The 26,896-nt window shown below is 74.0% G+C and carries 23 protein-coding genes; 15 read left to right on the top strand and 8 right to left on the bottom strand.

Features of this window, described 5'->3' with window-relative positions:
• Positions 1-6: 6 nt before the first annotated feature.
• Positions 7-1,887, top strand: a complete 1,881-nt coding sequence (locus tag IEW03_RS18965; protein ID WP_188525280.1) for a calcineurin-like phosphoesterase C-terminal domain-containing protein — start codon at positions 7-9, stop codon at positions 1,885-1,887.
• Between the two features lie 7 nt (positions 1,888-1,894).
• Here the strand turns inward: IEW03_RS18965 and IEW03_RS18960 are convergent, their stop codons facing one another.
• A complete protein-coding gene (locus IEW03_RS18960) occupies positions 1,895-3,241 on the bottom strand; it encodes a M20 family metallopeptidase (protein ID WP_188525279.1) in 1,347 nt (448 codons plus the stop codon).
• A gap of 62 nt (positions 3,242-3,303) precedes the next feature.
• Here IEW03_RS18960 and IEW03_RS18955 point away from each other — a divergent pair, with 62 nt between their 5' ends.
• Positions 3,304-4,863, top strand: coding sequence for an AbgT family transporter (locus IEW03_RS18955; protein ID WP_188525278.1), 1,560 nt, complete (start codon positions 3,304-3,306; stop codon positions 4,861-4,863).
• Positions 4,864-4,899: 36 nt separating this feature from the next.
• On the opposite strand, the gene IEW03_RS18950 is transcribed toward IEW03_RS18955, so the two are convergent.
• Complete coding sequence (locus tag IEW03_RS18950) at positions 4,900-6,189, bottom strand: SGNH/GDSL hydrolase family protein (protein ID WP_188525277.1); 1,290 nt, start codon at positions 6,187-6,189, stop codon at positions 4,900-4,902.
• Positions 6,190-6,281: 92 nt separating this feature from the next.
• Positions 6,282-7,946: a glycoside hydrolase family 10-like protein gene (locus IEW03_RS18945; protein ID WP_188525276.1), complete on the bottom strand. Its 1,665-nt coding sequence runs from the start codon at positions 7,944-7,946 to the stop codon at positions 6,282-6,284.
• Between the two features lie 177 nt (positions 7,947-8,123).
• Between IEW03_RS18945 and IEW03_RS18940 the strand changes: the two genes are divergently transcribed.
• Positions 8,124-9,095 carry a peptidoglycan DD-metalloendopeptidase family protein gene (locus IEW03_RS18940; RefSeq protein WP_188525275.1) on the top strand — a complete coding sequence of 324 codons (972 nt, stop codon included), beginning with the start codon at positions 8,124-8,126 and terminating at the stop codon, positions 9,093-9,095.
• Between the two features lie 7 nt (positions 9,096-9,102).
• On the opposite strand, the gene IEW03_RS18935 is transcribed toward IEW03_RS18940, so the two are convergent.
• Positions 9,103-9,864 (bottom strand): SDR family oxidoreductase, encoded by a 762-nt coding sequence (locus IEW03_RS18935; RefSeq protein ID WP_188525274.1) that lies wholly within the window; start codon positions 9,862-9,864, stop codon positions 9,103-9,105.
• Positions 9,865-9,977: 113 nt separating this feature from the next.
• On the opposite strand from IEW03_RS18935, the gene IEW03_RS18930 reads away from it, so the two are divergent.
• From IEW03_RS18930 to IEW03_RS18910, 5 genes are all read left to right on the top strand, one after another.
• The gene (locus IEW03_RS18930; protein ID WP_188525273.1) at positions 9,978-10,817 is read left to right on the top strand and encodes a helix-turn-helix transcriptional regulator; all 840 of its coding nucleotides are present in this window, start codon (positions 9,978-9,980) and stop codon (positions 10,815-10,817) included.
• 99 nt (positions 10,818-10,916) lie between these two features.
• The gene (locus IEW03_RS18925; protein WP_188525272.1) at positions 10,917-11,978 is read left to right on the top strand and encodes a LacI family DNA-binding transcriptional regulator; all 1,062 of its coding nucleotides are present in this window, start codon (positions 10,917-10,919) and stop codon (positions 11,976-11,978) included.
• Between the two features lie 17 nt (positions 11,979-11,995).
• Positions 11,996-12,577 carry an NADPH-dependent FMN reductase gene (locus IEW03_RS18920; protein ID WP_188525271.1) on the top strand — a complete coding sequence of 194 codons (582 nt, stop codon included), beginning with the start codon at positions 11,996-11,998 and terminating at the stop codon, positions 12,575-12,577.
• Complete coding sequence (locus tag IEW03_RS18915; RefSeq protein WP_188525270.1) at positions 12,574-13,419, top strand: arylamine N-acetyltransferase family protein; 846 nt, start codon at positions 12,574-12,576, stop codon at positions 13,417-13,419. The genes IEW03_RS18920 and IEW03_RS18915 overlap by 4 nt, the downstream gene beginning before the upstream one ends.
• A gap of 19 nt (positions 13,420-13,438) precedes the next feature.
• A complete protein-coding gene (locus tag IEW03_RS18910; RefSeq protein WP_188525269.1) occupies positions 13,439-14,047 on the top strand; it encodes a hypothetical protein in 609 nt (202 codons plus the stop codon).
• Positions 14,048-14,251: 204 nt separating this feature from the next.
• On the opposite strand, the gene purB is transcribed toward IEW03_RS18910, so the two are convergent.
• Entirely contained in the window at positions 14,252-15,742 is a 1,491-nt protein-coding gene (purB, locus tag IEW03_RS18905; protein WP_188525268.1) for an adenylosuccinate lyase, read from the bottom strand.
• 33 nt (positions 15,743-15,775) lie between these two features.
• Positions 15,776-17,125, bottom strand: a complete 1,350-nt coding sequence (locus IEW03_RS18900) for an FAD-binding oxidoreductase (RefSeq protein ID WP_188525267.1) — start codon at positions 17,123-17,125, stop codon at positions 15,776-15,778.
• Between the two features lie 106 nt (positions 17,126-17,231).
• On the opposite strand from IEW03_RS18900, the gene IEW03_RS18895 reads away from it, so the two are divergent.
• The 3 genes from IEW03_RS18895 to IEW03_RS18885 all read left to right on the top strand — a co-directional run bounded on the left by IEW03_RS18895 (position 17,232) and on the right by IEW03_RS18885 (position 20,085).
• Positions 17,232-18,110 (top strand): sigma-70 family RNA polymerase sigma factor, encoded by an 879-nt coding sequence (locus IEW03_RS18895; protein ID WP_188525266.1) that lies wholly within the window; start codon positions 17,232-17,234, stop codon positions 18,108-18,110.
• Positions 18,111-18,226: 116 nt separating this feature from the next.
• Positions 18,227-18,445: a hypothetical protein gene (locus tag IEW03_RS18890; RefSeq protein WP_188525265.1), complete on the top strand. Its 219-nt coding sequence runs from the start codon at positions 18,227-18,229 to the stop codon at positions 18,443-18,445.
• Positions 18,442-20,085, top strand: a complete 1,644-nt coding sequence (locus tag IEW03_RS18885; RefSeq protein WP_188525264.1) for a hypothetical protein — start codon at positions 18,442-18,444, stop codon at positions 20,083-20,085. Before IEW03_RS18890 ends, IEW03_RS18885 begins: the two co-directional genes overlap by 4 nt.
• On the opposite strand, the gene IEW03_RS18880 is transcribed toward IEW03_RS18885, so the two are convergent.
• Entirely contained in the window at positions 20,054-20,446 is a 393-nt protein-coding gene (locus IEW03_RS18880) for a phage holin family protein (RefSeq protein ID WP_188525263.1), read from the bottom strand. The two genes, IEW03_RS18885 and IEW03_RS18880, sit on opposite strands and share 32 nt — an antisense overlap.
• A gap of 97 nt (positions 20,447-20,543) precedes the next feature.
• Here IEW03_RS18880 and hisC point away from each other — a divergent pair, with 97 nt between their 5' ends.
• Entirely contained in the window at positions 20,544-21,638 is a 1,095-nt protein-coding gene (gene hisC / locus IEW03_RS18875; protein ID WP_308808260.1) for a histidinol-phosphate transaminase, read from the top strand.
• On the opposite strand, the gene IEW03_RS18870 is transcribed toward hisC, so the two are convergent.
• Complete coding sequence (locus IEW03_RS18870; RefSeq protein ID WP_229738436.1) at positions 21,635-23,374, bottom strand: pyruvate dehydrogenase; 1,740 nt, start codon at positions 23,372-23,374, stop codon at positions 21,635-21,637. The two genes, hisC and IEW03_RS18870, sit on opposite strands and share 4 nt — an antisense overlap.
• 132 nt (positions 23,375-23,506) lie before the next feature.
• Here IEW03_RS18870 and IEW03_RS18865 point away from each other — a divergent pair, with 132 nt between their 5' ends.
• The 3 genes from IEW03_RS18865 (at position 23,507) to IEW03_RS18855 (ending at position 26,888) form a co-directional block, all read left to right on the top strand.
• Complete coding sequence (locus tag IEW03_RS18865; RefSeq protein WP_188525262.1) at positions 23,507-24,253, top strand: thiamine pyrophosphate-binding protein; 747 nt, start codon at positions 23,507-23,509, stop codon at positions 24,251-24,253.
• A complete protein-coding gene (locus IEW03_RS18860; protein ID WP_188525261.1) occupies positions 24,250-25,185 on the top strand; it encodes a transketolase family protein in 936 nt (311 codons plus the stop codon). The genes IEW03_RS18865 and IEW03_RS18860 overlap by 4 nt, the downstream gene beginning before the upstream one ends.
• Positions 25,186-25,670: 485 nt before the next feature.
• A complete protein-coding gene (locus IEW03_RS18855; RefSeq protein WP_229738435.1) occupies positions 25,671-26,888 on the top strand; it encodes a Fic family protein in 1,218 nt (405 codons plus the stop codon).
• Positions 26,889-26,896: the final 8 nt, after the last annotated feature.

The raw sequence follows: 26,896 nt of genomic DNA, 5'->3' as shown, positions 1-26,896 counted from the left end.
AAGTACATGAGCCCCCGCAGCACACGTCTGACCTGCGCAGTCGCAGGGATCGCCCCCATCGTCGGGCTGTTCCTCGTCGCGCCGGGCGCGAGCGCCGCACCATCCGGCGACGGCGCGTCCTACGACCCCTACACCGGCCACGTGGAGGTGGTCCGCGGCGAGGCCGCCGACCCCGAGGTGCTCACCGGCACCGTGTTCCACGACCGGGACGAGGACTCCACGCAGGACCGCCGGGAGAAGGGCATCGCCGGCGTGACGGTCTCCAACGGCCGCGACGTCGCCACCACCGACGGCCAGGGCCGCTACAGCATCCCTGCCTTCGACAACATGACCGTCTTCGTCACCCAGCCCGCGGGCTACCAGGTGCCGGTGGACGAGCACCAGATCGCCCAGTTCAGCTACAACCACCTGCCCGAGGGGTCGCCGGAGCTGAAGTACGGCGGCATCCCCGCCACCGGCGAGCTGCCGGAGGCGGTGAACTTCCCGCTGGCGAAGTCCAAGGCGACCGGCAAGGCGCAGCAGAGCTGCCCGATCGCCTCCGACACGCAGGCGTACAACATGACCGAGATGGGCTACGCCCGCGACGGCGCCGTGGCGGACCTCATGGCCCGCGACGACTACGCCAGCTGCGGCATCCTCATGCTCGGCGACAACGTGGGCGACGACCTGAGCCTCAACCCGGCGCTCAAGGACATCTACGCCGACGCCAACGGGCCCGTCCGCGCGACGCCCGGCAACCACGACATGGACTACGACGCGGCGGACGACACGCACGCCCTCGACACGTTCCGCCACCAGTTCGGGCCCGGCTACTTCTCCTACGACGTCGGGCAGGCGCACGTCGTCGTGCTGGACAACGTCATCTACAACGGCGCCAAGGAGGGCGGCAAGAACGGCGGCTACAAGGAGGCGATCGACGACCAGCAGCTCGAGTGGCTGGAGAACGACCTCGCCGAGGTGCCGGCGAACAAGCTCGTCGTCGTCGCCGCGCACGCGCCGATCGTCGACCACCGCATGGTCGTCACCGACAACGCCGCGGAGCTGTACGACGTGCTGGAGGGGCGCAACGCCGTCACGATCGGCGGCCACACGCACATGCTGGAGAACCTGCTCCCGGGCGACACCCGCGAGGAGTGGGCGGCCGGCGGCGTCGAGGAGCTCGAGCACACCCAGCTCGTGGCCGGCGCCGTGTCGGGCAACTGGTACTCCGGCGGCCTCGACGAGCAGGGCCTGCCGTACGCGTTCATGACGGACGGTGCGCGCCCCGGCGTGCTCACGCTCGAGCTGGACGGCAACGAGTTCTCCGAGCGGTACACGATCCGCGGGGAGTCCGACGACCTGCAGCTCGCGCTCGGCGTGAACACGCCGCACTGGCGCGAGTGGGCCGCCAAGCAGCTCGAGTGGCGCGACGGCGGCAAGGAGGGCGACGCGCCCGCGCTCGGTGACGAGGGCGTCGTCTCCGCCGAGGACCTGGCCGGCGAGAGCTGGCTGACCGCCAACTTCTACGCCGGCTCCACGGACGCCCGCGTCGAGGTGTCGATCGACGGCGGCGCCGAGGTCGAGGCCGAGCACTCGCAGCCCATGCAGGGCGAGGCGCTGGCGACGGGGTGGGAGTACTCCGACACGTTCGCGGCCACGCGCAACCTGCTCACCAGCGGCGGGGTCACGCAGTCGAACGCGCACCTGTGGCGGCTGCCGCTCCCGGCGGACCTCGACGAGGGCACCCACACCGCCGAGGTCAGCGCGACCGACAACCGCGGCCGCGAGTTCACCGAGACCCTGCGGTTCACGGTGACCGACGAGCGGACCGCCGCGAAGGCGACCGTGCTGCGCGGCGACGTGCCGGGCAAGGTCCCCGCGAACATCGGGGTGACGTCCGGCAGCTGACCCTGCCTCACTCGAAGTAGCGCGGCACGTCCAGCGGGCCGCCGTGCGCGACGAACTCGTCGTGCACGGCGGTCCGCAGCGCGTCGTCGGCGAGGTACTCGAGGGCGGTCGTCGCGAGCCCGAACGCGCCGTCGACGGCGGCCCGCACGGCGTCGGGACCGGCCGCGGCATCGGCGAACTCGGCGCTGTGCAGGGCCACCTCGGGGCCCGAGACCTGGATCAGCGGGTGCATCCCCGGCACCCGGAACGACACGTTGCCGAAGTCGGTGGACGCCGCGAGCGTCTCGGAGACCACGCCCGCCGGCAGCGGGTCCCGGCCGCGCCGCCGCTGCGCCGCCACCCAGCGTGCGGTGAGCGCGGCGTTGGTGCGCACCGGCAGGCTCGGCAGCGCGCCGTCGTCCCACGCGATCTCCACCTCGGTGCCGGTCATGAGCGCCGCGCCGCGGGCGACGTCGTCCAGCCGGGCGGACAGGTCGCGCAGGGTGTCGGGGTACTTCGACCGGGCGTACAGTCGCATCACGGCACGCTCGGTGATGATGCTGGGCCGGGTGCCGCCCTCGACGATCGTCGCGTGCACGCGGTCCACCGGCGGCATCTGCTGCCGCAGCAGGCCGATGGCCTGGTAGGCGAGGTTCGCCGCGTCCAGCGCGTTGCGGCCCATGAACGGCTGCGCCGACGCGTGCGCGGGCCGGCCCGTGAAGGTCCAGGTGAGCAGCCGGCGGCCCAGCCACACCTGGTCGGCGACGTCCTGCCCGTACGGGTGCACCATGATCGCGGCGTCCACGTCGTCGAACGCCCCGGCGCGGGCCAGCACCTCCTTGCCGGTGTGCCCCTCCTCGGCCGGGGTGCCCAGCAGGACGACGCGGCCGGCGGGCGCGCCGTCGCCGGTCATGACCCCCTGCAGCGCGAGGAACGCCCCCACCCCGGCGGCAGCGATGACGTTGTGCCCGCACGCGTGCCCGATCCCGGGCAGCGCGTCGTACTCGGCGCAGATCGCGACGGTGGGCCCGGCGCCGTCGCCCAGCTCCGCGCGGAACGCGGTCTCGACCCCGTGGGCCCCGAGCTCGGCCGTGACCCCGTGCCGGGCGAGGACCTCGACGAGCGTGGCGGCGCTGCGGTGCTCCTCGAACGCGGGCTCCGGGTCCGCGTGCAGCCGCTCGACGATCTCGCGCAGCTCGGGCTCCAGCGCCTCGGCCGCGCGCTCGACGGCGGCCGCGACCGCCTCCGGCAGCGACGACGGGGCGACGTCGGGCGCCACGGTGGCCCCCCGCCGGGCCTCGGTCTCGGACGCGAGGTGGTCGAGGTACGCGGTGCTCGGCCGGTCGCCGGGTGTGGTCGCGGTCATGTCAGGCATCGTAGGGATGTCGGCGCGCCCAGGGGTCAGTAATGTGACCGGGGCCACTATCGTCGGGTCGCGTGACCAGCGCCGTCGACGCACGATCCCGCACCGACCGCTTCCTCGCCGCCGTGGAACGGGTCGGGAACCGCCTGCCCGAGCCGTTCACCCTGTTCCTCGTCCTCTTCGCCGTCATCGCGGTGGCGTCCACGGGCATGGCGCTCGCGGGCGTCACGGTGCAGATGCCGGGCACCGACGAGGTCGTCGAGGTCAAGGGCCTGTTCACGGCCGAGGGGATGACGTGGCTGACCGAGAACCTCGGCGCCAACTTCGTCGGCTTCCCGCCGCTGGTGACCGTGCTGCCCATCCTCATGGCCGTGGGCGTCGCCGAGAAGTCGGGGCTGCTTCCCGCCGCCGTGCGGGTCGTCTTCGGTTCGGCGCCCCGCTGGGCGCTCGCCTACGCGGTCGGGTTCGTCGGCGTGCTCGGCAGCGTCATGGCCGACACGGCGTTCATCATCATCCCGCCGCTGGCGGCGATGGTGTTCCGGGCCGCCGGGCGCCACCCCGTGGCGGGGCTGCTCGGCGGCTTCGCCGCCGCCGGCGCCGGGTACTCGACGAACATCCTGGTCACCAGCCTGGACGCGCTCTTCGCGGGCATCACGAGCTCGGTCGTGCAGATCCTGCCGAACCCGGGCGACCCCGTGAACCCGCTGTCGAACTGGTTCTTCAACGCCGTCTCGTCGGTCGTCCTGGCGCTGCTGGCCGGCTTCCTCATCGACAAGGTGCTCGAGCCGCGGATCCGGCGCCAGGGCGTCCCCGTGGAGCAGGTCGCCGACGACGGCGACGACCCGCTCGCGTCGACGTCCGCCGCGACGACGCCGGACGAGCGACGCGGGCTGCGCCACGCGCTGCTCGCGGGGCTCGCCGTCGCCGTGGTGATGGCCGCGGCCGTGCTGGTGCCCGGCTCGCCCTGGCGCAACGAGGACGGCGGCTTCCTGCCCGAGTCGCCGCTGCTGAGCTCGATCGTGTTCATCGTCTTCACGATGTTCCTGGTCCCGGCGGTGGCCTTCGGCCGAGCCGTGGGCACCGTGCGCCGGATCGAGGACGTGCCGATCATGTTCGGCCAGGCGCTGCGCGACATGATCGGGTTCGTCGTGCTGGCGTTCGTGCTCGGCCAGTTCATCGCGCTGTTCAACTGGTCCGGCGTGGGGCAGTGGATCGCGGTGTCGGGGGCGTCGGCGCTGGAGTCGGTCGGGCTCACCGGCTACGGCGCGATCCTCGGCTTCCTCGTCGTCGCGTCGCTGCTGAACCTGTTCATCATCTCCGGCTCGGCGCTGTGGACGCTGATGGCGGCCGTCTTCGTCCCCATGTTCGCGCTCATCGGCTACGAGCCGGGCTTCGTGCAGGCCGCGTTCCGCGTCGGGGACTCCGCCACGCAGATCATCACGCCGCTCAACCCGTACATGATCGTGCTGCTGACGTTCCTGCGGCGCTGGGAGCCCGAGGCCGGGCTCGGCACCGTCATGGCGCGGCTGCTGCCGTTCACCGTCTGCTTCTGGGTGGTGTGGGCGGCGATCCTGACGGCGTTCTTCTTCCTCGACCTGCCGGTGGGGCCGGGCAACGGGATCTTCCTCGACTGACCGGCGCCGGCCGTCGCGCGGCCGGCGCCGGGCGGCTCACCGGTCGCAGTCGAGGACGTCCAGGTCGACGGCGTCCGCCATCGCCTGGTAGCCGGCGTCGTTGGGGTGCAGGTTGTCGCCGATGTCGTACGCGGGCAGCATCGCGAGCGGGTTCTCCGGGTCGCGGACGGCGGCGTCGAAGTCGATGACCGCGTCGAACTCGCCGCTGGTGCGGATCCACTCGTTCACCCCGGCGCGCACCTCCTCCTTGGCCTCGCTGTAGTAGAAGGCGCCCTCGAACGGGGTGAGCGTCGCGCCGACGATGCACACGTCCGCCGCGTGGGCGCGGGCGATGAGCTGCCGGTACGCCGCGACGAGCTGGTCCGCGGAGGTGGCGTCGCCGTTGCCGATGTCGTTGATGCCCTCGAGCAGGACCACGGTCTCGACGTCGGGCTTCGCCAGGACGTCGCGGTCGAAGCGCGCCTGGGCGCTCACCCCGGCGCTGTCGACCAGCACGCGGTTGCCGGAGATGCCCTGGTTCATCACGCCGTACCGATGGGGGAGCGGCTCCTCGGCGAGCCGGTCCGCGAGGAGGTCCGGCCAGCGGTGGTTCGCGTCGACGGTCGAGCTGTGCCCGTCGGTGATCGAGTCGCCCAGCAGGGCGAGGGTGTCGACCTGGCGCGGCGCGTCCACGACCAGGCCGGTCACCCAGTACCAGTGCTCCTCGGTCTGCGTGTAGGCGTCGCCGCTCTCGTCGGCGGCGACGTCGCCGGGCTCGGAGACGTAGGTGGTCGACATCGCGAGGTTGTGGCCGGTGAGCGCGCCCTGCTCGCCCGCGGCGTGCACGCTCACCGCGAGCGTCGTGTCGGCGGGGACGTCCCAGTCCACCGGGTCGCTCAGCGCCTGCGCGCCGGGCGGCACGGTGACGCTCGAGCTGCCGGAGAACGTCACCTCGTGGTTGCTGCCGGGCGCGAGGTCGGCGGCCGGGTCGTCCTCGTCGGCGGGGATCCCGGCGTACACGGAGTCGAACGTCACGGGCTCGGTGCCGAACGCGTTCGACACCTCGACCCGGACGTTCCGCCCGCCGATGCTGGTGTGCACCAGGTTGCGGACCGTCTGGTCGTCGAGCGACCCGGGGACGGTGTCGGCGCTCGCGCCCCAGGTCACCACCTGGTCGGCGCCGCCCCCGCCGCCGTGGCCGCCCCCGCCGCCGCCGTGGCCGGCGGCCTGGGCGGGAGCGGCCTCGGGGGTGGCGGGCGGTGCCGCGGCGGAGACGCCCGCGACGGCCGTGGCCGCCGTGAGGGCGAGGGCGAGGGTGCGCCGGAGCGCTGGACCGGTGCGAGGCATCATCGACTCCTGTTCCAGGTCTGCAATGGTGGCACAGGTCACAGTGTCCCGGTTGATGGCTCGGTGCAACCGTTCGGCGTCGTGCGTCCGGCCTAGACGTGGCGGGGGCGGCTCGGGCCCGACTCGTTCCACACCCGGTCGAGCGCCGTCACCACGTAGGTGTACCGCTCGCCGGGCAAGGCCGTCGTGTCGGTGAGCTGCTGCAGCACCCGCCCCGACGACCGGACGGTGGCGAGGAGGTGGGTCGCGTCGTCCACGTCGACGGCGTCGGGTCCGCCGTGTCGTCCGGGCACGCGGTAGACGGCGAACGACGTCGCCCGGGCGCGGTGCGGCGCCGCGTCCACCCAGTGCAGCTCCACCCCGTCGCCGGTGGCGCCGACGTGCGTCAGCACGGGGACGCGCACCGGCGTGCGTGGCAGGTGCGGCATCGCGGGGACCAGGGCGGGGTGGGCGTAGTGGTCGGCGCGCACCCGGGACATCGAGCCCTGCGGGTCCTGCGGCACGTGCACCGCGGAGAAGTGCACGTTGCCGTGCACGGGCGTGCCGGCCTCCGTGACCTCGGCGCAGTAGGTGAGGTGGTTGCTCAGCTCGGCCGGGTCGGTGAACACCCCGGACGTCACCTTGTACAGCGCCTCGCCGACGTACAGGTGGGCGCCCGACTGCGCGGCGACGTCGGCCCACCACGGCACGAGCTTGCGGTAGTCGGCGACGGCGAGTCCGAGCTGCCAGTAGATCTGCGGGTTGACGTAGTCGAGCCACCCCTCGAGCACCCACCGGCGGGTGTCGGCGAACTGGTTGTCGTAGCTCTGCGACCCGTTCGTGTCCGACCCGCGCGGGTCCGTCGCGGCGTTGCGCCAGATGCCGAACGGGCTGATGCCGAACTTGACCCAGGGCTTGAGCGCCTTGATGCGCTCGGAGACCTCCCGGACGAACTCGTCCACGTTGTTCCGGCGCCACGCCTCGATGGTGTCGAAGCCGGCCCCGTGCGCCGCGTAGGTGGCGGCGTCGGGCAGCGTCTGGCCCGCCACGGGGTACGGGTAGAAGTAGTCGTCGAAGTGGACGCCGTCGATGTCGTAGTGCTCGACGCTGTGCAGGATGGCGCGGTAGATGTGCTCGCGCGCCTCGGGCAGCCCCGGGTCGAAGTACAGCTTGCCGCCGTACGGCCACACCCAGTCGGGGTGCTGCCGCGCCGGGTGCTCGGGCACCAGCCGGGACGGGTCGGTCTGCATCGACACCCGGTACGGGTTGTACCAGGTGTGCAGCTCGAGGTTGCGCCGGTGCGTCTCGGTGACCACGAAGCGCAGCGGGTCGAAGCCGGGGTCGCCGCCCTGCGTGCCGGTGAGGTACTGCGACCAGGGCTCGTACGGGCTGGGCCAGAACGCGTCCGCCGTGGGGCGCACCTGGACGAACACGGCGTTGAGGTTCATGTCGGCGGCGACGTCCAGCCAGTGCAGGTACTCCGCCTTGAGCTCGTCCGCGCTCAGGCCGGTGCGCGACGGCCAGTCGATGTTCACCACCGACGAGATCCACATCGCCCGCAGCTCGCGCTTGCGCGCGGCCGGGAGCGCCGCGGCGGACGACGCGACCGGGGTGTCCGTGGACGTCGCGGCGCCCGCGGGCGTCATCGACCCGACGGTGACGGACAGGGCGGAGCCGGCCAGGCCGGCGCTCGCCAGCGTGATGAAGCCGCGGCGGTCGAGGGCACGCGCCGTCGGGACGGTCGGGGTGGTCGTGGCTGTCGAGTCGGGGTGCGTCATTGCAGTTCCTCCGGTCGAGCGGTCGTGGTCGGGACGACGGGCGGGACGGTAAGAGAGTTTCACACTCGCGCGTGCCAGGGAAGGTTTGCGACCGTCATCCCGCGCGCTCCGGCCGTCGGCATGGTTACCGTGCGCCACGGGGGGCAACGGGGCCCTCCGCACGGGGAGGGCAGGGACATGGGACTCGCACGCCGTATCGCCACGACCGGCATCGCCATGGGGCTCGCCGGGGCCCTGGCCGCCGCCACCGGCCTCGTCGGGGCAGGCGCGGCCGAGGCCGCGGTACGCCCGCTGCCCGACGGTTCGTACGGGCTGTCGTCCTACTACGGCCCACGGTGCATGCCGATCCGCGGCGCGTCCACGTACCACCAGGGCCAGGACATGAGCGCCAGGCGCGGCACCACGATCAAGGCCGTCGCGCCCGGGAGGGTCGTCAAGGCGGGGTCCGCCACCGGGTTCGGCCAGGTCGTGGTGATCCGCACCAACGCGACCGAGGGCAAGGTCTTCCACGTGTACGGGCACGTCATCGACGGCGACCGGTTCGTGAAGGCGGGCAAGAACGTCAAGCGTGGCCAGCGGATCGCGCAGGTCGGCAGCACGGGCACGTCGACCGCCCCGCACCTGCACCTGGAGATCTGGAAGAACGCCTACAAGGGCTCGGGCCGCACCGCCGACCCGCTGCCGTGGATGAAGAACCACGGCGCCGACCTCAGGCGGGGTGCGGCGTGGGCCAACAAGCGGGTCGTGCCGACGTCGTGCAAGTACTTCACGACGACGAGCGTCAACCTCCGCTCCGGCCCGGGCACGGACTACCGGGTGCTCAAGACGGTCGGGGTGAACCTCAAGCTCACCGCCAAGCCGGGAGACGGCTCGGGCGTCTGGCGCAAGGTCAACCGCAACGGCACGGTCGGCTGGATGCACGCGTACTACGTCTCGCCCACCACGACGTCGTTGGGCACGAGGTACGTGCAGGTGAACGGCCTGCGGCTGCGGGCCAAGCCCACCACGTCGTCGGCCGTCCGCGCGAGCCTGAGCAAGGGCACCGCGGTGGCCATGATCCACCCGACGAAGAACGGCTGGGTGAAGGTCAAGGCCGGCAGCAAGTACGGCTTCCTCGCGGCGAAGTACCTGCGCAAGTCGCGCCCCTGAGGCCCGGTCAGACGGCGTGCCGGTCTGTCGCGTTGAGGCGCGCGACGGTCGCGTCGTAGGTACCTGACGTCTCGGCGAACCGGAGGAACTTCACGCCCTCGACCAGGATCTCGCGGGCGTCCGGCTGCGAGACCAGGAGGTCGACCACCTCGTCCGCGAAGGCGTCGAGCGGCATCGCGACGGGGTTGTCCTCCTGGCCGGGCATGAGCCCGGTGCGCACGGCGGGCGGCACGATCTCCAGCACCCGCACGCCCGCCGGCTCGAGCTGGAGCCGGATGCCCTCGCTCAGCCGGTGCACCGCCGCCTTGGTCGCGTTGTAGGTGGGCGTCGCGGCGAGCGGCACGTGCGCCAGGCCCGACGACACCGTGACGAAGGCGGCGTCCGCGCGCCCCCGCAGGTGCGGGAGGAACGCGGCGGCCAGCCGGATCGGGCCGAGCAGGTTCGTGGTGACCGTGCGCTCGGCCGTGGCGAGGAAGTCGTCGGACGTCCAGTCCTCGGCCTGCATGATGCCGGCCATCGCGACGACCACGTCGAGGTCGGGGCGCCGGTCGAGCACCTCGCGTCGTGCGGCGTCGATGCTGTCGGGGTCCGCGGTGTCGATGCGGACGGTGTCGACGCCGGGGTGCGCGGCGGCGATCTCGTCGAGCAGCGCGGTGCGGCGGCCGCCCACGACCACGGTGGCCCCGCGGGCCCGGAGCCGCAGGGCCAGCGCGAGACCGATGCCGCTGGTCGCGCCAGGGATGAAGACGGTGCTGGTGGTGAGGTCCATGTCCTCACCGTGCGCCGGCGTCGCGCGGGGCGGGAGAGGACCGGTCATCGGGGGACCGGCGGTCCCTGGCTGGGGCCTGGCGGAGCGCGCGGCGCCGTCGGACGATGGTCCGCATGGACCGAGCAGCCCTCGCGGAGTTCCTCCGCCGACGCCGGGAGTCCGTACGACCCGGGGACGTGGGGCTGCCCGAGGGTGCGCGGCGCCGGACCGCCGGCCTGCGACGCGAGGAGGTCGCGGCGCTCGCGGCCATGTCGGCGGACTACTACACCCGCCTGGAGCAGCAGCGCGGCCCGCAGCCCAGCGAGCAGATGCTGGCCTCCCTCGCGCGGGCGCTGCGCCTGTCCGACGACGAGCGGGACTACCTGTTCCGGGTCGCCGGCCGCGGGACCCCGGACCGGATGACCATGTCGTCGCACGTCTCCCCGGCGCTGCTACGGGTGCTCGACAGGCTGGCGGACACTCCCGCGCTGGTCCTGTCCGCCCTGGGCGAGACGCTGGTCGCGAACGACCTCGCCGTCGCGCTGCTGGGCGACCGCTCCGCACTGACCGGGTGGGCGCGCAGCGACGTCTACCGCTGGTTCACCGACCCCGTCGAGCGCGAGCTCTACCCCGACGACGACCGCGACCGTCAGGGGCGCGCGCTCGTCTCCACGCTGCGCGTGGCGCACGGGATGCTCGGGCCGCGCTCGCGGGCGGGGGAGCTCGTGCGCGAGCTGCAGGCGCGCAGCGCCGAGTTCGCCGAGCTGTGGGACCGGCACGAGGTGCACCAGCGCTTCGCCGACCACAAGACGCTGATGCACCCGCAGGTCGGGCCCGTCGAGCTGGACTGCCAGGTGCTGTTCACCGAGGACCAGACGCAGGCGCTGCTCGTGCTCACCGCGCCGCCCCGCTCCGAGGCGGAGGAGAAGCTCGCGCTCCTCGCCGTCGTCGGCCGGCAGTCCATGGTGCGCTGACCGCGCGGATCCGCACCTGAACCTGTTGACTCGCCCCGATCTCCTGATACGTTCTACTAAATCGATCAAGAAGCCCGAGGGTCGTCGAGCGGAAGAGCCATGACGAGCAGACCGAGCATCAAGACGGTGGCCGCGGCCGCCGGCGTCTCGCCGGCGACGGTGTCGAACGCGTACAACCGACCCGAGCAGCTCTCCGGCGCCGTGCGGGAACGGATCCTCGACGTCGCCGACCGCATGGGCTACGCCGGCCCCGACCCGACCGCCAGCTCGTTGCGCAGCCGGCGCACCGGTTCGATCGGCATGCTCTTCGCGCAGGCGCTCACCTACGCGTTCGACGACCCCTACTGCACCACGCTGCTCGCCGGCATCGCGGACGTCGCGACGGAGGCAGGCTCCAACATCCTTCTCATGCCGGTGGGTCCCCACGTCTCGTCCCGCACGTACTCGCGCGACGAGGAGATGCGCCTGGTGCACGGCGTGCGCCGGGCGGCGGTCGACGGGGCCATCGCCGACGGCGTCCAGCCGGACCACCCGATGCTGCGGGTGCTCGCCGAGCGGGACGTCCCGCTCGTGCGCACCACCGACGAGGGCGGCGGGCGCAGCGTGGTCGTCGACGACGCCGGCGCGGGCAGGGCGCTCGGCGAGCACCTGCGGAGCCTGGGGCACCGGCGGGTCGCGTTCGTCGCCGACAGCACCGGTGACGGCAGGCCCCGGGTCGAGCCCGCCGACCACCGGCCGCTCTTCCCGTACGCGCGGCGCCGTCTCGAGGGTGTCCGGGAGGCGCTGGAGCCCCACGAGGTGATGGTCGTGGACGCCGGCACCAACACGGCGCGGTCGGGCCGTCGTGCCGTGGACGCGATCCTCGCGCGCGACCCGTGGGTCACCGCCGTCGTCGCCACGTCCGACGTCCTGGCGCTCGGGGTGCTCGAGGCCCTCCGCAGCCGTGGCGTCCGGCCGGGGGTGGACGTCTCCGTCACGGGTTTCGACGACCTGCCGCAGGCGGCCCAGGAAGGGCTGACGACCGTCCACCAACCGGTCCGGGAGAAGGGCCGCACGCTGGGCCGGATGCTCCTCGACCCGTCGTTCACCGCCCACCGCGTGCTCCTGCCCACGGAGCTCGTCGTCCGCACCACCACCGGCACCGCCCCGCACCACTCCTGACCGAGAGAGGAAAGGCCATGTCCCACCCCACTGCCGATCTTCGCGTCGTGCTCGTCGTCGCGAGCGTCCGCCCCGACCGGTTCGGATCGACCGTCGCCGCCTGGGCCACCGCCCGCATCGTGGCGCACGGGGGGACCTGTCTCGACGTCGTCGACCTCATGGAGCTCGACCTGCCCGCCGGGCTCGACGGCGGGGGAGACACGGAGCGGTGGCGCTCGCGCGTCGACGCGGCCGACGCCTTCGTCGTCCTGACGCCCGAGTACAACCACGGCTACCCCGGCTACCTGAAGACCGCGATCGACTCGGTCGTGGACGAGTGGCAGGCCAAGCCGGTCGCGTTCGTCTCCTACGGCGGCGGCGCGGGCGGGGCGCGCTCCGTCGAGCAGCTGCGGCAGGTCTTCGCGGAGCTGGACGCGGTCACGGTCCGGGAGTCGGTCACGCTGGTGCGGGTCTGGGACATGTTCGACGACGGTGGGTGCCTTGGCTCCCCGGCGGGGCCCGACCGGGCGATGCGCGCGATGCTCGACCGGCTGATCTGGTGGGGGTGGACGCTGCGCGCCGCTCGTCCCCCGGCTGCCCTGGCGGAGGTGGCGTCGTGACGACCCGCGACGACTGGCAGGCCGCGCAGCTCGACCTGCGGGGGTACCTCGAGCGGCTGGGACTCGACGCGCGGACACCGAGCCGGGCGGCGCTCGACGAGCTGGTCGAGCAGCACGTGCGGACCTTCACCTTCGACAACGTCGACGTGCTGCTCGGGCAGCACCCCGGGGTGGGGCTCGAGGCGGTGCAGGGCAAGTTCGTCGGGCGCGGCCGGGGCGGCTACTGCTTCGAGCACTCGACCATCCTTGCCGCCGCGCTGGAGCGGCTCGGCTACCCGGTCGTGCGACGTCTCGCCCGCGTCGGCGACCCGGCCGCCGTCCCCGTGTCGGGGCGCACGCACCTGGTCGTCGAGGTCGTGCTGGACGGCCAGCGGCTGCTGTGCGACCCGGGCTTCGGCATGGGCCTGGTGCGTCCGGTCCCGCTCGTCGACGGGCACGTCGCCGAGCAGGGCGGCGGCTGGCGGTTCCGCGTCACGCGGGACGGCGACCGGGCGGTCTGGCGGCTCGCCCGCGCCCGCGGGCACGGGTGGGAGCCCATGCACTCGACCGACGAGCACCCGGTGGTGCCCCAGGACGTCGAGATCGGCCACCACTACACGAGCACGTACCCCGGCTCGCACTTCACGCAGGGTCTCGTCGTCGCCAGGCACCTGCCGGGCCGCCACGTGACCGTCACGGAGTCCGCCGTGACCGTCCGGCGCCCGGGTTCCCCGACCGAGCACCGCGACCTCGCCGCCGGCGAACTGCGCGAGTGGCTCGAGCTGCTGGCGCCGTCGCTCACCGAGGACGAGGTGTCCCGCCTGCTGGCCCGGTCGGGCGTGTCCGAGGCAATGCCTTCGTGACAAGAGTGTGGTTCCGGGCATGGCATCCAGACCGCTGCACGAACCGGCGTTCCTCATCCTGTCCGCGCTCGCGGCGCGGGTCCGGCACACGGGTACGGGATCTCGTGCGCACGAGGCCGAGAGGCTGGGCACCTGCTCGACGGCGCCGAGCCCGGCTCGTGGCCCTGTTGCCGCTCGTCCTGATGTTCCCGCGGCGCGGGTGCTCGGGTCGCTGACCTGGACTCTCTCGCTCGGTGACGTGGGCATCCGCACGTGGGTGGGCTGGACGGTCGGCCAGTCGGTCCTCGCCGTGGCCGTCGCGCAGCGGGCTTCCGTCTCGTCCCTCGGAGGTGCGGCTGCACGCCCGCGCGCACGGGGAAAGGTGGCCGCACTGGGTGCGGCGCTGCCCGTCCTGACGATGGCGCAGGGGCTCCTCGGGATCCAGCCCTGGTTCACGGGGACCGGGATGATCGTGCTCTCCCATGTCGCCACCGGTGGTCTTCTCGCCACCGTCGGAGTGCTGGGATGCGTCGCGGTCGCCCTCGGTCTGGGCCGGATCGGTCACGTCGTTGCATCCCTCGCGCAGCTGGACGTCGTCGATCCCGCCGATGGGTGGTCTTCCGCCGTCGGCGGGCCTACGACGGCCTGACGCCTGAGCGGAACTCGACCCGACGGCATTGTCGTTTCGAGGGGTGTCGGCGTAGCAGGAGATCGGCCTACGGGGCGGTCACGAATCCTGGTCAGCAGGGAATCCCTGCAACGGAGAATCGGTGCGTGCTGAGGCGGACGCGATCCTGCCGTGCCGGCACCCCTCGAAACGAGAGTGCCCTCGGCGCGAGGCTGACGTCGAACCTCAGGCCAGGTAGTCCTCGACGAGCCGGGCGGCGACGCCGGTGTACGACTGGGGGGTGAGCTCGGCGAGGCGGGCGGCGACGTCGTCGGGCAGCCCGAGCCCGGCGACGAACTCACGCATCCGAGCGGCGTCGACGCGCTGCCCGCGGGTGAGCTCCTTGAGCCGCTCGTAGGGGTTCTCCATACCTTCGACGCCGGCGACGGACGCGGCGCGCATCGCCGACTGGACGGGCTCGCCGAGCACCTCCCAGTTGGCGTCGAGGTCGTCGGCCATGAGCTCGGCGTTGACGTCGAGAGCCTTGAGACCGCGACGGACGTTGTCGATCGCGAGCAAGGAGTGGCCGAACGCCGGGCCGATGTTGCGCTGCGTCGTGGAGTCGGTGAGGTCGCGCTGCAGGCGGCTCGTCACGAGCGTCGCGGACAGCGTGTCCAGCAGCGAGCAGGAGATCTCGAGGTTCGCCTCGGCGTTCTCGAACCGGATCGGGTTGACCTTGTGCGGCATCGTCGACGAGCCCGTCGCGCCCGCGACGGGGATCTGCTTGAAGAAGCCGAGCGAGATGTATGTCCACACGTCGGTCGCGAGGTTGTGCAGGATGCGGTTGAACCGGGCGACGTCCGCGTAGACCTCGGCCTGCCAGTCGTGCGACTCGATCTGCGTGGTCAGCGGGTTCCAGACGAGGCCCAGGTGCTCGACGAACGCCTTCGACACCGCGGGCCAGTCGGCACCCGGCACGGCGACGACGTGCGCGCCGTAGGTGCCGGTGGCGCCGTTGAGCTTGCCCAGGTACTCCGCGCCCTCGACGCGGCGCAGCTGCCGGCGCAGGCGGTGGGTGAGCACCGCGAGCTCCTTGCCCATCGTCGTCGGGGTGGCGGGCTGGCCGTGCGTGCGGCTCAGCATCGGCACCCGGGCGAGCTCGCGGGCCATGTCGGCGAGCTGGTCGGCCAGCGCCTCGGCGGCGGGCAGCCACACGTCGCGCACCGCGCCCTGCACCATCAGCGCGTAGGAGAGGTTGTTGATGTCCTCGCTGGTGCAGGCGAAGTGCACGAGCTCGCTCGCGGCCGGCAGGTTCGTGGTGCCCAGCACGTCGGGCGCGGCCGCGATCCGGCGCTTGATGAAGTACTCGACGGCCTTGACGTCGTGCACCGTCTCGCGCTCGATGGCGCCGAGCTCGGCGATCTCGTCGGCGCCGAAGGTGGCGGGGACCTGCCGCAGGTAGGCGATCTCCGCGTCGGACAGCGACGGTGCGCCGGGCACGACGGCGCCCGGCGCACCGGCCCCCGCGGTCCCGTTGCAGAGCGTGATCAGCCACTCGACCTCGACGTGGATGCGCGCCCGGTTGAGCGCGGCCTCGCTGAGGTGGTCCACCAGCGGTGCGACGGCGCCCCGGTAGCGGCCGTCGAGCGGGCCGAGCGCGAGGGGCGGCGTGACGTCGGCGAGGTTCACGCGGGCGGGCTGGACGGTCTGCGGCGCGGAGGAGGTCACGGCGCACATTCTCCCACGACGGGACGGACGGCCGAGGGGCGGTCAGCCGAGGAGCGGGTAGGCCCCGCGGATCGTGCCCTGCGGGTCGCGAGAGCGCTTGAGGTCCGTCAGCCGTGCGAGGGCGGCGTCGTCGTACGCGGCCGCGGCGCGCTCCCCGGGGGCGAGGAACGTCGCCGGCGTGCGGCCCGTGGCCGTCCCGGCGAGCTCGGCGGGCAGGGCAGCGAGCCTGTCGCCGACGGCCGCCGCGAGCCCGGGCCCGAAGGCGAGCCCGAAGCCGTACAGCAGGTAGGGCTCGGCGATCGCCCCGAGCGCGCCCGCGTCCGGCCCGGGGTGCGCCAGCGCCCCGCCCAGGTGCCGCAGCTGCAGCAGGAGCAGCGGCGCGACCGAGGACGTGAACAGCCGCTCGACCTCCGGGCCGTCGACCCCGGTCAGGAGCTCGGCGCGCGACCGCCCCGCGGCCGGGTCGGTGGGGTCGGCCGTGATGTCGCCGACGTCCGCGAGCCCGACCGGCCCGATCGCGGCGTCGACACCCGGACCGAGGACGCCGGGGACCGCGGCGAACGGCCGCAGCAGCGCACGGGCCTCGGGCGCGTCGCCCAGGTGGGCGGCGTGGACCACGACGACGGCCGGGGCGCCCGGCGCCTCGACGCGGGACAGCCACACGCTGAGCCCGGCCGGGGCGGTCGCGGTGACCGCACGGAAGACGTCGAGGACCTCGGCGGCGCGCTCGGCGGGCCAGGCCAGCTTGCCGCCGGAGAACGACGGCACCGGTTCGAGGCCGATCTCCATGGCGGTCACGACCGCCAGGTCGCCGCCCCCGCCGCGCAGCGCCCAGAACAGCTCGCCGTCCGAGTCCGCGGTGACGGTGCCCGGCTCGCCCGCCGCGTCCACGACGTCGAACGACCGGACGTGGTCGGCGGCCAGCCCGTGGGCGCGGCTGAACCAGCCCAGGCCGCCGCCGAGCGTGTACCCGGCGACGCCGACGCCGGGGGCGCTGCCGAGCAGGCCGGTGAGGCCGTGCGGCGCCGCCGCGGCCTGCACGGACCGCCACGAGGCCCCGGCACCGACGCGGGCGGTGCGGGCCACCGGGTCCACCTCGACGCGGTCGAGCCGCCCCGTGCGCAGCAGGACGGCGTCCGCCGTGTCACCGGTCGCGCCGTGCCCGGTGGACTGGGCGGCGACGGCCCGGCCGGCCGCCCGCGCGTGCCGCACGGTGGCGACGACGTCGTCCGCGTCGGCGGCCTCGACGACGGCCGCGACGGGCTGGTGCACGGCCAGGTTCCACGGGGTGGCGGCCCGGTCGAAGGCGTCGTCGCCGGGCCGCAGCAGGCGTCCGGTCAGGGCACCGGCGAGGCCCTCGGCGAAGGTGTCGGTCGAGGTCAGGTCGGTCATGGGTGCTCCTCGGTCTGTGGCCGGCGTCCGAGGGTTGTGGTTCGGTGGGCACCGGCAGCGGGTGCTGTCATCCGGTCTGACACGCCGCGGCGGAGGAGTGTGACAGGTGAGCACGGATCTTCTGGCCGAGGGCTTCGAGACGTACCGACCGCACCTGCGGTCGGTGGCCTACCGGGTCCTCGGCTCCGCGGCCGACGCCGACGACGCGGTGCAGGACGCCTGGGTGCGCGCCCACGCCGCCGGGGCGGACGGCGTGGACAACCTCGGCGGGTGGCTCACGACGATCGTCGCGCGGGTCGCGCTCAACCTGCTGCGGTCGCGTGCGACGCGGCGCGAGACCGGCTGGGACGCCGAGTGGTCGGGGCACCTGCCCGACCCGGTCCTGGCTGCGGACGGCCCCGAGCAGCGGGCCGTGCGGTCCGACGAGCTGGGGGAGGCGCTGCTGGTCGTCCTGGACGCGCTCACCCCGGCGGAGCGGGTCGCGTTCGTCCTGCACGACCAGTTCGCCGTGCCGTTCGAGGACGTCGCCCCCATCGTGGACAAGTCGGTGGCGGCCACGCGCCAGCTCGCCAGCCGGGCGCGTCGCAAGGTGCGCGACGCGACCCCGGTGCAGGACGACGTGGCCCGCCGCCGCGAGGTGGTCGCGGCGTACCTCGCGGCCTCGCAGGCGGGGGACTTCGACGCCCTGCTGGCGCTCCTGGACCCCGAGGTGGTCGTGCGGGTCGACTACGGGCCCGGTGGTGCCGCGCGGCTCGTCCGGGGCGCGCGGGGCGTGGCCGAGCAGGCGCGGCTGCACTTCGGCACGGCGGCGTCCTCGCGGCTCGCGCTCGTCGACGGCTCGCCCGGGCTGGTCACCGTGCTCGACGACGGCACGGTGTTCTCGGTGCTCGCCTTCACGGTGCGCGACGGACGGGTCGCCGGCATCGACATCCTGTCCGACCGGGAGCGGCTCGCCGCCCACGACGGCACGCTGCCGGACGACTGACCCCACGGGTCGCCGGCAGGCGCCCGTGGGCCACGACGCCGTCCCCAGGGGCGGTCGTCCACCGGGACGGGCAGGCCGGCGCCCCGCGGACCAGGCCCGGCCCTAGCGTCCCCGGCATGACGCCCGACCTCCTGAGCCCCGCCGCCGCCCTCGACCACCTGCTCGGCGCCCACGCGTCGGTCGGGGAGGCCGCGGCGGCGGCGCGCCGCAGCCTGGCGGTCGGGTGGGAGTCGCCGGCGGCCGACGGGTTCCGGGCGGGCGTGTCGGCGCTGCTGGTCGCCCTCGAGGGCGACCTGCGGGTACTCGGCGAGGCGGTCGCGGTGGTGCGGTCGTGACCGACGTCCTGCCCCCGCGGGACACCCTGACCGTCGTCGGCGGTCCACCGCTGGTCCGGGTGGACGCGGACGCGGTGCTGGCGGCGGCCGGGCTGCTCGACGACGCCGCCGCGCGGCTGCAGGGCGCGGCGTCGCGGTGCGCGGTCGCGCACACCGCCCTCGAACGGTCGCTGTGGGCGCCCGACCTCCTCGGGCTCCAGGTCGCCCTGGACCGGGCGATGCGCGACCCGGCGGTCCGCGGGCGCGCCGTCGCGCTGGTGGGCGACGCCGCCGCGCGGCTGGGGGAGCGCGCCCGCCGGGCGGCCGCGCTCGCGACACGGCTGCGGATCGCCGCCGGCCTCTACCGCCGGTCGGAGTCGACGGCGGAGCAGGTGGCGGGCGGTGTCGTGACGACCGTCGCCGCGGCAGCCGGCCTCGCGGCCGGGGCGGTCCTGGCGCAGCCGTTCGTGCGCTGGGGCGCGCACGCCGTGGGCGACGTCGCCACCTGGGCGACGCGCGGGGCCGCCCTCGGCCGGACGCCCGCAGCGCCGGTCGGCGGCGACCCGGCGACGCCGGCGGGCCGGGTCGTCACGACCGGTGGCGACGACCCGGCCGGCGCCCTGCTGCGGGGCGTCGCCCCGGTGGCGGACGAGGCGGTCGCGGGGCTGGGCTGGGGCGTGGGCCTCGTCGCGAGCCGGCACCCGGCCGGGGACGCGAGCGTGACCGGCGCGGCGGGGTCGCTGGGCGGGCTGGCGCGCGCCGCGATGCCGGACTCGGAGGTCCGGGTGTGGCCCCTCGCCGCGGCGGCGTTCCCCGCCGGGACGCCCGCCTGGTCCGGCCGGCCGGCCGGCACGGTCGCCGAGGCGCTCGCCCGCACCGCCGACCTCTATCCCCACGGCAGCGGGATCGTGGGTCGGTCGGGGGCGGGGGCGCCCGCGGGCACCGTCGCGGTCGAGGAGGTGACGCACGACGACGGGTCGACGTCGTGGACCGTGCTGGTGCCGGGCACACAGACGTCCGTCTCGGCGTCGAACCCGTTCGACGGGCTCACCGACCTGGAGCTGATGGCCGACCGGGCGGCCGACGTCACCGACGGTGTCACCCGGGCGCTGGCGGAGGCCGGGGCGGCGCGCGACGAGCCGGTGGTGCTCGTGGGCCACAGCCTCGGCGGGATCGCGGCCGTCGCGCTCGCGTCGTCGCCGGCCTTCCGGGCGCGGCACCGGGTGGGTGGCGTCGTGACGGCCGGCTCGCCCACGGCCACGTTCCGCACCCCGGCGGGCGTGCCCGTGCTGCACCTGGAGAACGACGAGGAGCTCGTCTCGCCGCTGGACGGCCGGTCGACGGCGGAGAACCCCGCCGCCCCCGACCGCGTCACGGTGGGGCGCGCCCTGCGCGCGTCGGCCGACCCGGCCGACCGGGCGGCGTCGGGCAGCCTGTCCCTCGCCCACGCGATGCCCACCCACCTGCGCACGCTCGCCGCGGCCCGTGCGTCGGGGAACGTGCAGGTGGCGGGGGTCGCGGGCCGCATCGAGGCGCTGCTCGGCGGCGAGCGCGCGCGGACCCGGTTCTACGGCGTCCGGCGCGAGCCGGCGGACCCGGGCGTCGTGATGGCGCCCGGGCCCGACGCGCTCAGTCCTTCTTCGGGGCGAACGCTCCGATGATCGCCTGCAGCACCGCGAGGATCAGCGCGATCCAGATGAACCACCAGAACCCGCCGGTGACGTCGATGCCCCAGTCGCCGAACCAGCCCTGGTCGGTGATCCACGTGGTCAGCCACAGCATGAACGCGTTGATCAGCAGGTAGAACAGCCCGAGGGTGAGGATCAGCAACGGGATGGAGATGATGCTGACGATCGGCTTCACGAAGCTGCTGACGATCGTGAAGATCAGCGCCACGCCGAGGATGACGAGGATCCGGTTCAGCGTGCTGTCGTCGCCGCCGTAGATCTCGAGGTTCGTGAAGATCAGGTCGCTCAGCCACAGGGCGACCGCCGTGACGATGGTGCGGACGATGAAGTTCATCCCGTCATCGTGGCACGTGAGGGCCCCACGGGGCAGGAGGCCGGGCGCGAACGGCGTCCGAGCGCGCCCGGCCCCGCGGGTGGCATCCTTGACGGCTGTGACCACCCCTGCTGAACCGCTGACCGTCCCCCTGCGCGCCGCCGTCGCCGCGCTGCCCGCCTACGTGCCGGGCGCGCGTCCCGCTCCGGGGGCGAAGCTCTGGAAGCTGTCGTCGAACGAGAACCCGTACCCGCCGCTGCCGTCGGTGCTGGAGGCCATCACCCGGGCCGCGGAGCAGACGAACCGCTACCCGGACATGTTCGCCACCGAGCTGGTCGAGGCGCTCGCCGCGCACGTCGGGGTCCCCGCCGAGCAGGTCGTGGTCGGCAACGGGTCCGTCGCCGTGCTGGGCCACGTGCTGCAGGCCGTCGTCGAGCACGGCGACGAGGTCGTGTTCCCGTGGCGGTCCTTCGAGGCGTACCCGATCACGGTCGCCGTCGCGGGCGGCGCCGCCGTCACGGTCCCGGTGCGCGACGACGGGCGGCTCGACCTGCCCGCCATGGCGGCGGCCGTCACGCCGCGCACCCGCGTCGTCATGGTGTGCACGCCGAACAACCCGACCGGCCCGGTGGTGCAGGCGGGCGAGCTCGAGGAGTTCCTCGCCGCCGTCCCGCGCGACGTGCTCGTGATCGTGGACGAGGCGTACCTGGAGTTCGTGCGCGACCCGCAGGCGCCGGACGGCGTCGACGTGCTGCGCCGTCACGCCAACGTCGTGCTGCTGCGCACCCTGTCCAAGGCGTACGGCCTGGCGGGCCTCCGGGTCGGGTACGCCGTCGCCGAGCCGCGCCTGGCCGCGGGGATCCGCGCGGTGTCCACGCCGTTCGGCGTCTCGCACGTCGCGCAGCGGGCCGCGATCGCGTCGCTCGAGCCGACGGCGCAGACCGAGCTGCTGGAGCGGGTGTCGGCGCTGGTGGCCGAGCGCGACCGCGTCACCGCGGCGCTGCGCGAGCAGGGCTGGGACCTGCCCGGGACGCACGCGAACTTCGTCTGGTTCCCCCTCGGCGACGCGACCCTGGAGCGCGCCGCCGAGGCGTCCGCCGCCGGCGTCCTGGTACGGCCGTTCGCGGGCGACGGGCTGCGCGTGAGCATCGGTGAGGTCGAGGCGAACGACGCGTTCCTCGACGTCGCCGCCCGCTGGCGCTCCGCGCTCTAACGGGGCAGGTTGCGCAGGTTCGAGCGCGCCATGGACATGACCTCGCCCATGCCGCCGCCGAAGATCTGCTTGGTCATGGCGGTGGCGAAGCCGCGGATCTGGCCCGACGTGATCGACGGTGGGATGGACAGGGCGTTCGGGTCGGTGACGACCTCGATCAGCGCGGGTCCCTTGCGGTCGAGGCCGTCCTTGAACGCCTTGCGCAGGTCGCGCGGCCTCTCGACGCGCACGGACGGGATGCCGACGGCGAGCCCGATGTTGCGGTAGTCGACCGGGGGCGAGTCGGTGCCGTACGAGGGCAGGCCCTCCACGAGCATCTCGAGCTTCACCATCCCGAGGGTCGCGTTGTTGAACACGACGATCTTCACGGGCAGGTCGTAGGTGCGCACCGTGATGAGCTCGCCCAGCAGCATCGACAGGCCGCCGTCGCCGGCGAGCGCGACCACCTGCCGGCCGGGCTGCGCGAACGCGGCGCCGATCGCGTGCGGCAGGGCGTTCGCCATGGACCCGTGGATGAACGACCCGATGACGCGCCGCCTGCCGTTCGGCGTGAGGTAGCGCGCCGCCCAGACGTTGTTCATGCCGGTGTCGACGGTGAACACGGCGTCGTCGGCCGCGGTCTCGTCGAGCTGCACGGCCGCGTACTCCGGGTGGATGGGCGTGTGCTTCTCGACGTTGCGGGTGTAGGCGCCCACGACCTTGGTCATGAGCCCGGCGTGCTTGTCGACCATGGCGCGCAGGAACTTGCGGTCCTTCTTGCGCTTCACGAGCGGGTTGAGCAGGCGCAGCGCCTCGCCGACGTCGCCGTGCACCGGCAGGTCGAGCCGCGTGCGGCGCCCCAGGTGGGACGCGTCGATGTCGATCTGCGCGGTGCGCACGTCGGCGGGCAGGAACGAGTCGTACGGGAAGTCGGTGCCGACCAGCACCAGCAGGTCGGCGTCGTGCATCGCCTCGTGGCACGAGCCGTACCCGAGCAGGCCCGACATGCCGACGTCGTGCGGGTTCTCGTACTGGATGATCTCCTTGCCGCGCAGCGAGTGGCCGACGGGCGCGGCGGCGAGGTCGGCCAGCTCGAGCACCGCGTCGCGGGCGCCGCGCGCGCCGGCGCCGACGAAGAGCGTGACCTTCTTCGCCTTGTTGATCGCGGTGGCCAGGGCCTCGACGTCGGCGTCGTTCGGCACGACGCGCGCCGGGCAGGCGCCGGGCACGAGGATCGGGGCGTCGTCGTCGGGCACCCGCTGGTCGGCGACGTCGCCCGGCAGCGTGAGCACCGCGACGCCGGGGGCGGCGAGCGCGTGCTGGATCGCGGACCGGGTGACGCGCGGGAGCTGGGCCGCCGTCGAGATCATCTCGGAGAACACGGACGCCTCGTTGAAGATCCGGTCCGGGTGCGTCTCCTGGAAGAACTTCGTGCCGATCTGCGGGCTCGGGATGTGCGACGCGATCGCCAGCACCGGCAGGCCGGAGCGGTTCGCGTCGTAGAGGCCGTTGATGAGGTGCAGGTTGCCCGGCCCGCACGACCCGGCGCACACGGCGAGCCCGCCGGTGACCTCGGCGTCCGCGGCCGCGGCGAACGCGGCGGCCTCCTCGTGGCGCACGTGCACCCAGTCGATGCCCTCCGTGCGGCGCACGGCGTCCACCACGGGGTTGAGGGAGTCCCCGACGATGCCGTAGATGCGCTTCACCCCGGCGGCGACGAGCTGGTCCACGAGATGTTCGGCGACGGTGCGGGCCACGATCGACCTCCTGAGACGGGAGCGGCGTTCCCTGCCGATCCTGCCCCCGGTGCGGCGCTTCCGCAGGACGTCGGAGGGTGACGTCCCGCACCCCCTTGACCTCAAGCATGGTTGAGGTCCCACGATCGGGGGATGACGACGACCACACCCACGACGACCGTTCCCGGGGTCGTCCCGCAGCAGGTCCGGGACCTCGTCGCCCGCGTCACCGGCGACGAGAAGCACGACCCGAGCGCCCACTCCACCCTCGAGGTGGTCTGGACGCTCTACGACCAGGTGCTCCGGGTCGACCCGGACCGCCCCGACGACCCGGGGCGCGACCGGTTCCTGCTCTCCAAGGGCCACGGACCGGCGTCGACGTACGCGGTCCTGGCGGCGAAGGGGTTCTTCCCCGCGGCCTGGCTGGACGACGTCGCGTCGTTCGACTCGCCGCTGGGCCACCACCCCGACCGCACGCTGGTGCCCGGCATCGAGATCGGCAGCGGCTCGCTGGGTCACGGGCTGCCGCTCGCGGTGGGCCTCGCGATCGGGCTGCGGGGCCGCTCGCCCGCGCGGGTGGTCGTGCTGGTGGGCGACGCCGAGCTCGACGAGGGCAGCAACGCCGAGGCGATCCAGGTCGCCGGCCGGTTCGGGCTCGGCAACCTCACGTGCGTCGTCGTCGACAACCACAGCGACTCGCTGGGCTGGCCCGGCGGCATCGCGACGCGGTTCGCCGGCGAGGGCTGGTCGGCCGCCGAGACGCGCGCCCACGACGGCCCCGGCCTGGTGACCGCCCTGCGGCGCGCCGAGCCCGACCGGCCCACCGTCGTGGTCGTCGACACGTCGCCCGCCCCGACGATCACCCCGACGATCACCCCGACCAGCAAGGAGGCAGCATGACCGCCCTGGCCACCGCCGCGCCGGCGCTCGACCTGCGCACCCGCTTCTACGACGAGCTCGACCCGCTGCTCGACGCGTACCCGGACGTCGACGTCGTCCTGGCGGTCATCGGGTCCGGGTACATGGGCCGAGCCATCGAGCGGCACCCGGGCCGCGTGATCGACGTCGGCATCCGCGAGCAGGCGCTGATCGGCGTCGCGGGCGGGCTCGCGCTCGCCGGTCGGCGCCCGATCGTGCACACGTTCGCGTCGTTCCTGGTGGAGCGGCCGTACGAGCAGGTCAAGCTCGACCTCGGGCACCAGGACGTCGGCGCGGTGCTCGTGAGCGCCGGGGCGTCCTACGACGTGAGCGCCGGCGGGCGCACGCACCAGGCCCCCGCCGACGTCGCGCTGATCTCCGCGCTGCCCGGCTGGACGGTGCACGTGCCGGGCCACGCGGACGAGGTCGCCGAGCTGCTGCACCGCGAGGCCGCGGGCACCGGGCGGGTGTACCTGCGGCTGTCGGGGCAGCGCAACTCCCGCCCGCACCCGGTGGACGGGCGCCTGCACCTGGTGCGCGACGGCGCGGGTGCCGGCGGCGAGCACGGGCCGCTCGTCGTCGCCGTCGGGCCGATGCTCGAGACCGTGCTGGTGGCCACCGCCGACCTGCCCGTCCGTGTCGCGTGGACCGCCACGCCGCACCCGCTCGACGCCGAGGGCCTGCGGGCGCTCGCAGGCCCGGCGCCGGTGCTCGCCGTCGTGACGCCGTACCTGGAGGGCACCGGCGCGGGGGAGGTGGCCGCCGCGCTGGTCGACCGGCCCAGCCGCGTGCTGCACGTCGGCGTGCCGGGCGAGACCGAGCTGCGGCGCTACGGCACCCCGCGCGACCACGCCGCCGCGCACGGCCTCGACGCCGCGGGCGTCCGACGCCGGGTGGCGGCGTTCCTCGGCTGACCGCGCGATCAGCGCGCGACGTCGGGAGGCGGGTCGAGCGTGACCCGGCCGCCCGCGAGCGGGTCGTCGGACACCGGCTGCACCAGCTCGGCGACCGGCCCCGCGGCTCCGCCGTGCTCCACCTCCGGGCGGATCCGGCCGAGGTAGAGGTCCTGTACCTCGCCGAGCCCCTGCCCGCCCGGCCGCAGGGCCCGGGCTGCGCGACCGCAGCACCCGGACGACCAGCGCGACGACGACCGCGACCCAGAACGTCCAGACCGGGACCGGCGCCCACGGGCTCCCGGTTGCCGAGAGCGCGACGGCCACGCCCAGCAGCACGGCGGCACCCAGCAGGACGACCCAGCCTCGAGCGGTCATCGGCGTCCTCTTCGACGCTCCGAACCCTATGGCCTGCGCGGCGTGGACACGCCCCGGAGCCGGCGTCATGTGACTCTCGTAGGTCGCTCACCAACACATTCGAATGAAGTGTTACTAAGATGGCGGGCGTGGTCACACTTCCGGTGAGCGTGCCCGAGATCGGCTACGAGGAGCATGTCTGGCAAGCGGAGCCCGACGGGCTGCACGGCCGCGCCCGAGTAGCGGCCGCCAGCGGGCCGTACCGGTCCACGCGGACGCCGCCCATCGCGCGCTTCGTGCCGAGCCTGCCGACGGATCTTGCCGCCGATGCCGAAGAGGCGACCGCGGCTCTCGCGCGGTTCGACACCTACGCCCGCTCGGTGCTCGGCGCGGACAGCCCGACGCTCGGCCCGATGTCGTCGATCCTGCTGCGCACCGAGTCCACCTCGTCCTCCCAGATCGAGAACCTGACGGTGGGTGCACGTCAGCTCGCTCTTGCGGAGATCGACCAGTCGACGTCCCAGAACGCGAAGGTGGTCGTGGCCAACGTGCGCGCCATGGAGGCGGCGCTCGACCTCGCCGATCGCCTCGATGCCGACGCGATCCTCACGATGCAGCGCGAGCTGCTGGAGGCTCAGATCGGCTGGGAGAAGCACGCCGGACGCTACCGCGACGGGCTCGTGTGGGTCGGCTCCAGCGGTCTCACCCCGATCGGCGCCAGCCACGTCGCCCCGCAGGCGGAGCACGTGCCCGCCGCCGTCGACGACCTGGTGGAGTTCATGCGCCGCGACGACATGCCTGTGCTCGTGCAGGCCGCGATCGCGCATGCCCAGTTCGAGACCATCCACCCGTTCGCTGACGGCAACGGGCGCACCGGCCGCGCGATCGTGCACGCGATGCTGAAGTCCAAGGGCGTGCTCACCAGCACCACGGCACCCGTCTCGGCGGGGCTGCTGCGCGACACCGAGGCCTACTTCCATGCGCTCGGTGCCTATCGCGCCGGCGACGCGAGACCGATCATCGAGAGTTTCGGCAACGCGAGCCGCTTCGCCGCCTCCTCCGGCGCTCAGCTGGTCGACGCCCTCGCCGCGCAGGTCGTGCGGTCGCGCGAGCAGATGACGGGCGTGCGCCGCAACGCGGGGGCATGGAAGGTGCTGCCGCACCTGGTCGCCCACCCGGTGGTGAACGCGAGCCTGCTGGTCGAGCTGGTGGGCATGAACGGCATGGGGGCCCAGCGCGCGCTCGGCCAGCTGGTCGAGGCAGGGGTGCTGGAGGAGCGCACCGGGATGCAGCGCAACCGGGTCTACCAGCACACGGGCATCATCCAGGTGCTCGACGTCTACGCGCAGCGCCTGCGCCGCGGCTGAAGCCCGCC

Origin of the sequence: Isoptericola cucumis, assembly GCF_014635665.1 — a bacterium.
Taxonomy (GTDB): domain Bacteria; phylum Actinomycetota; class Actinomycetes; order Actinomycetales; family Cellulomonadaceae; genus Isoptericola; species Isoptericola cucumis.
The sequence above is the reverse complement of the archived record's forward strand: the minus strand, read 5'-3'. Positions and strand labels throughout refer to the sequence as shown.

Bases quoted from the DNA above. Each gene is read 5' to 3' on its own strand.
- IEW03_RS18945 (WP_188525276.1), bottom strand. From the start codon at position 7,946: ATGACGCACCCCGACTCGACAGCCACGACCACCCCGACCGTCCCGACG.
- IEW03_RS18900 (WP_188525267.1), bottom strand. From the start codon at position 17,125: ATGACCGACCTGACCTCGACCGACACCTTCGCCGAGGGCCTCGCCGGT.
- IEW03_RS18925 (WP_188525272.1), top strand. From the start codon at position 10,917: ATGACGAGCAGACCGAGCATCAAGACGGTGGCCGCGGCCGCCGGCGTC.
- IEW03_RS18935 (WP_188525274.1), bottom strand. From the start codon at position 9,864: ATGGACCTCACCACCAGCACCGTCTTCATCCCTGGCGCGACCAGCGGC.
- IEW03_RS18890 (WP_188525265.1), top strand. From the start codon at position 18,227: ATGACGCCCGACCTCCTGAGCCCCGCCGCCGCCCTCGACCACCTGCTC.
- IEW03_RS18940 (WP_188525275.1), top strand. From the start codon at position 8,124: ATGGGACTCGCACGCCGTATCGCCACGACCGGCATCGCCATGGGGCTC.
- IEW03_RS18950 (WP_188525277.1), bottom strand. From the start codon at position 6,189: ATGCCTCGCACCGGTCCAGCGCTCCGGCGCACCCTCGCCCTCGCCCTC.
- IEW03_RS18880 (WP_188525263.1), bottom strand. From the start codon at position 20,446: ATGAACTTCATCGTCCGCACCATCGTCACGGCGGTCGCCCTGTGGCTG.
- IEW03_RS18910 (WP_188525269.1), top strand. From the start codon at position 13,439: ATGGCATCCAGACCGCTGCACGAACCGGCGTTCCTCATCCTGTCCGCG.
- purB (WP_188525268.1), bottom strand. From the start codon at position 15,742: ATGTGCGCCGTGACCTCCTCCGCGCCGCAGACCGTCCAGCCCGCCCGC.
- IEW03_RS18960 (WP_188525279.1), bottom strand. From the start codon at position 3,241: ATGCCTGACATGACCGCGACCACACCCGGCGACCGGCCGAGCACCGCG.
- IEW03_RS18930 (WP_188525273.1), top strand. From the start codon at position 9,978: ATGGACCGAGCAGCCCTCGCGGAGTTCCTCCGCCGACGCCGGGAGTCC.
- IEW03_RS18965 (WP_188525280.1), top strand. From the start codon at position 7: ATGAGCCCCCGCAGCACACGTCTGACCTGCGCAGTCGCAGGGATCGCC.
- IEW03_RS18860 (WP_188525261.1), top strand. From the start codon at position 24,250: ATGACCGCCCTGGCCACCGCCGCGCCGGCGCTCGACCTGCGCACCCGC.
- IEW03_RS18920 (WP_188525271.1), top strand. From the start codon at position 11,996: ATGTCCCACCCCACTGCCGATCTTCGCGTCGTGCTCGTCGTCGCGAGC.
- IEW03_RS18865 (WP_188525262.1), top strand. From the start codon at position 23,507: ATGACGACGACCACACCCACGACGACCGTTCCCGGGGTCGTCCCGCAG.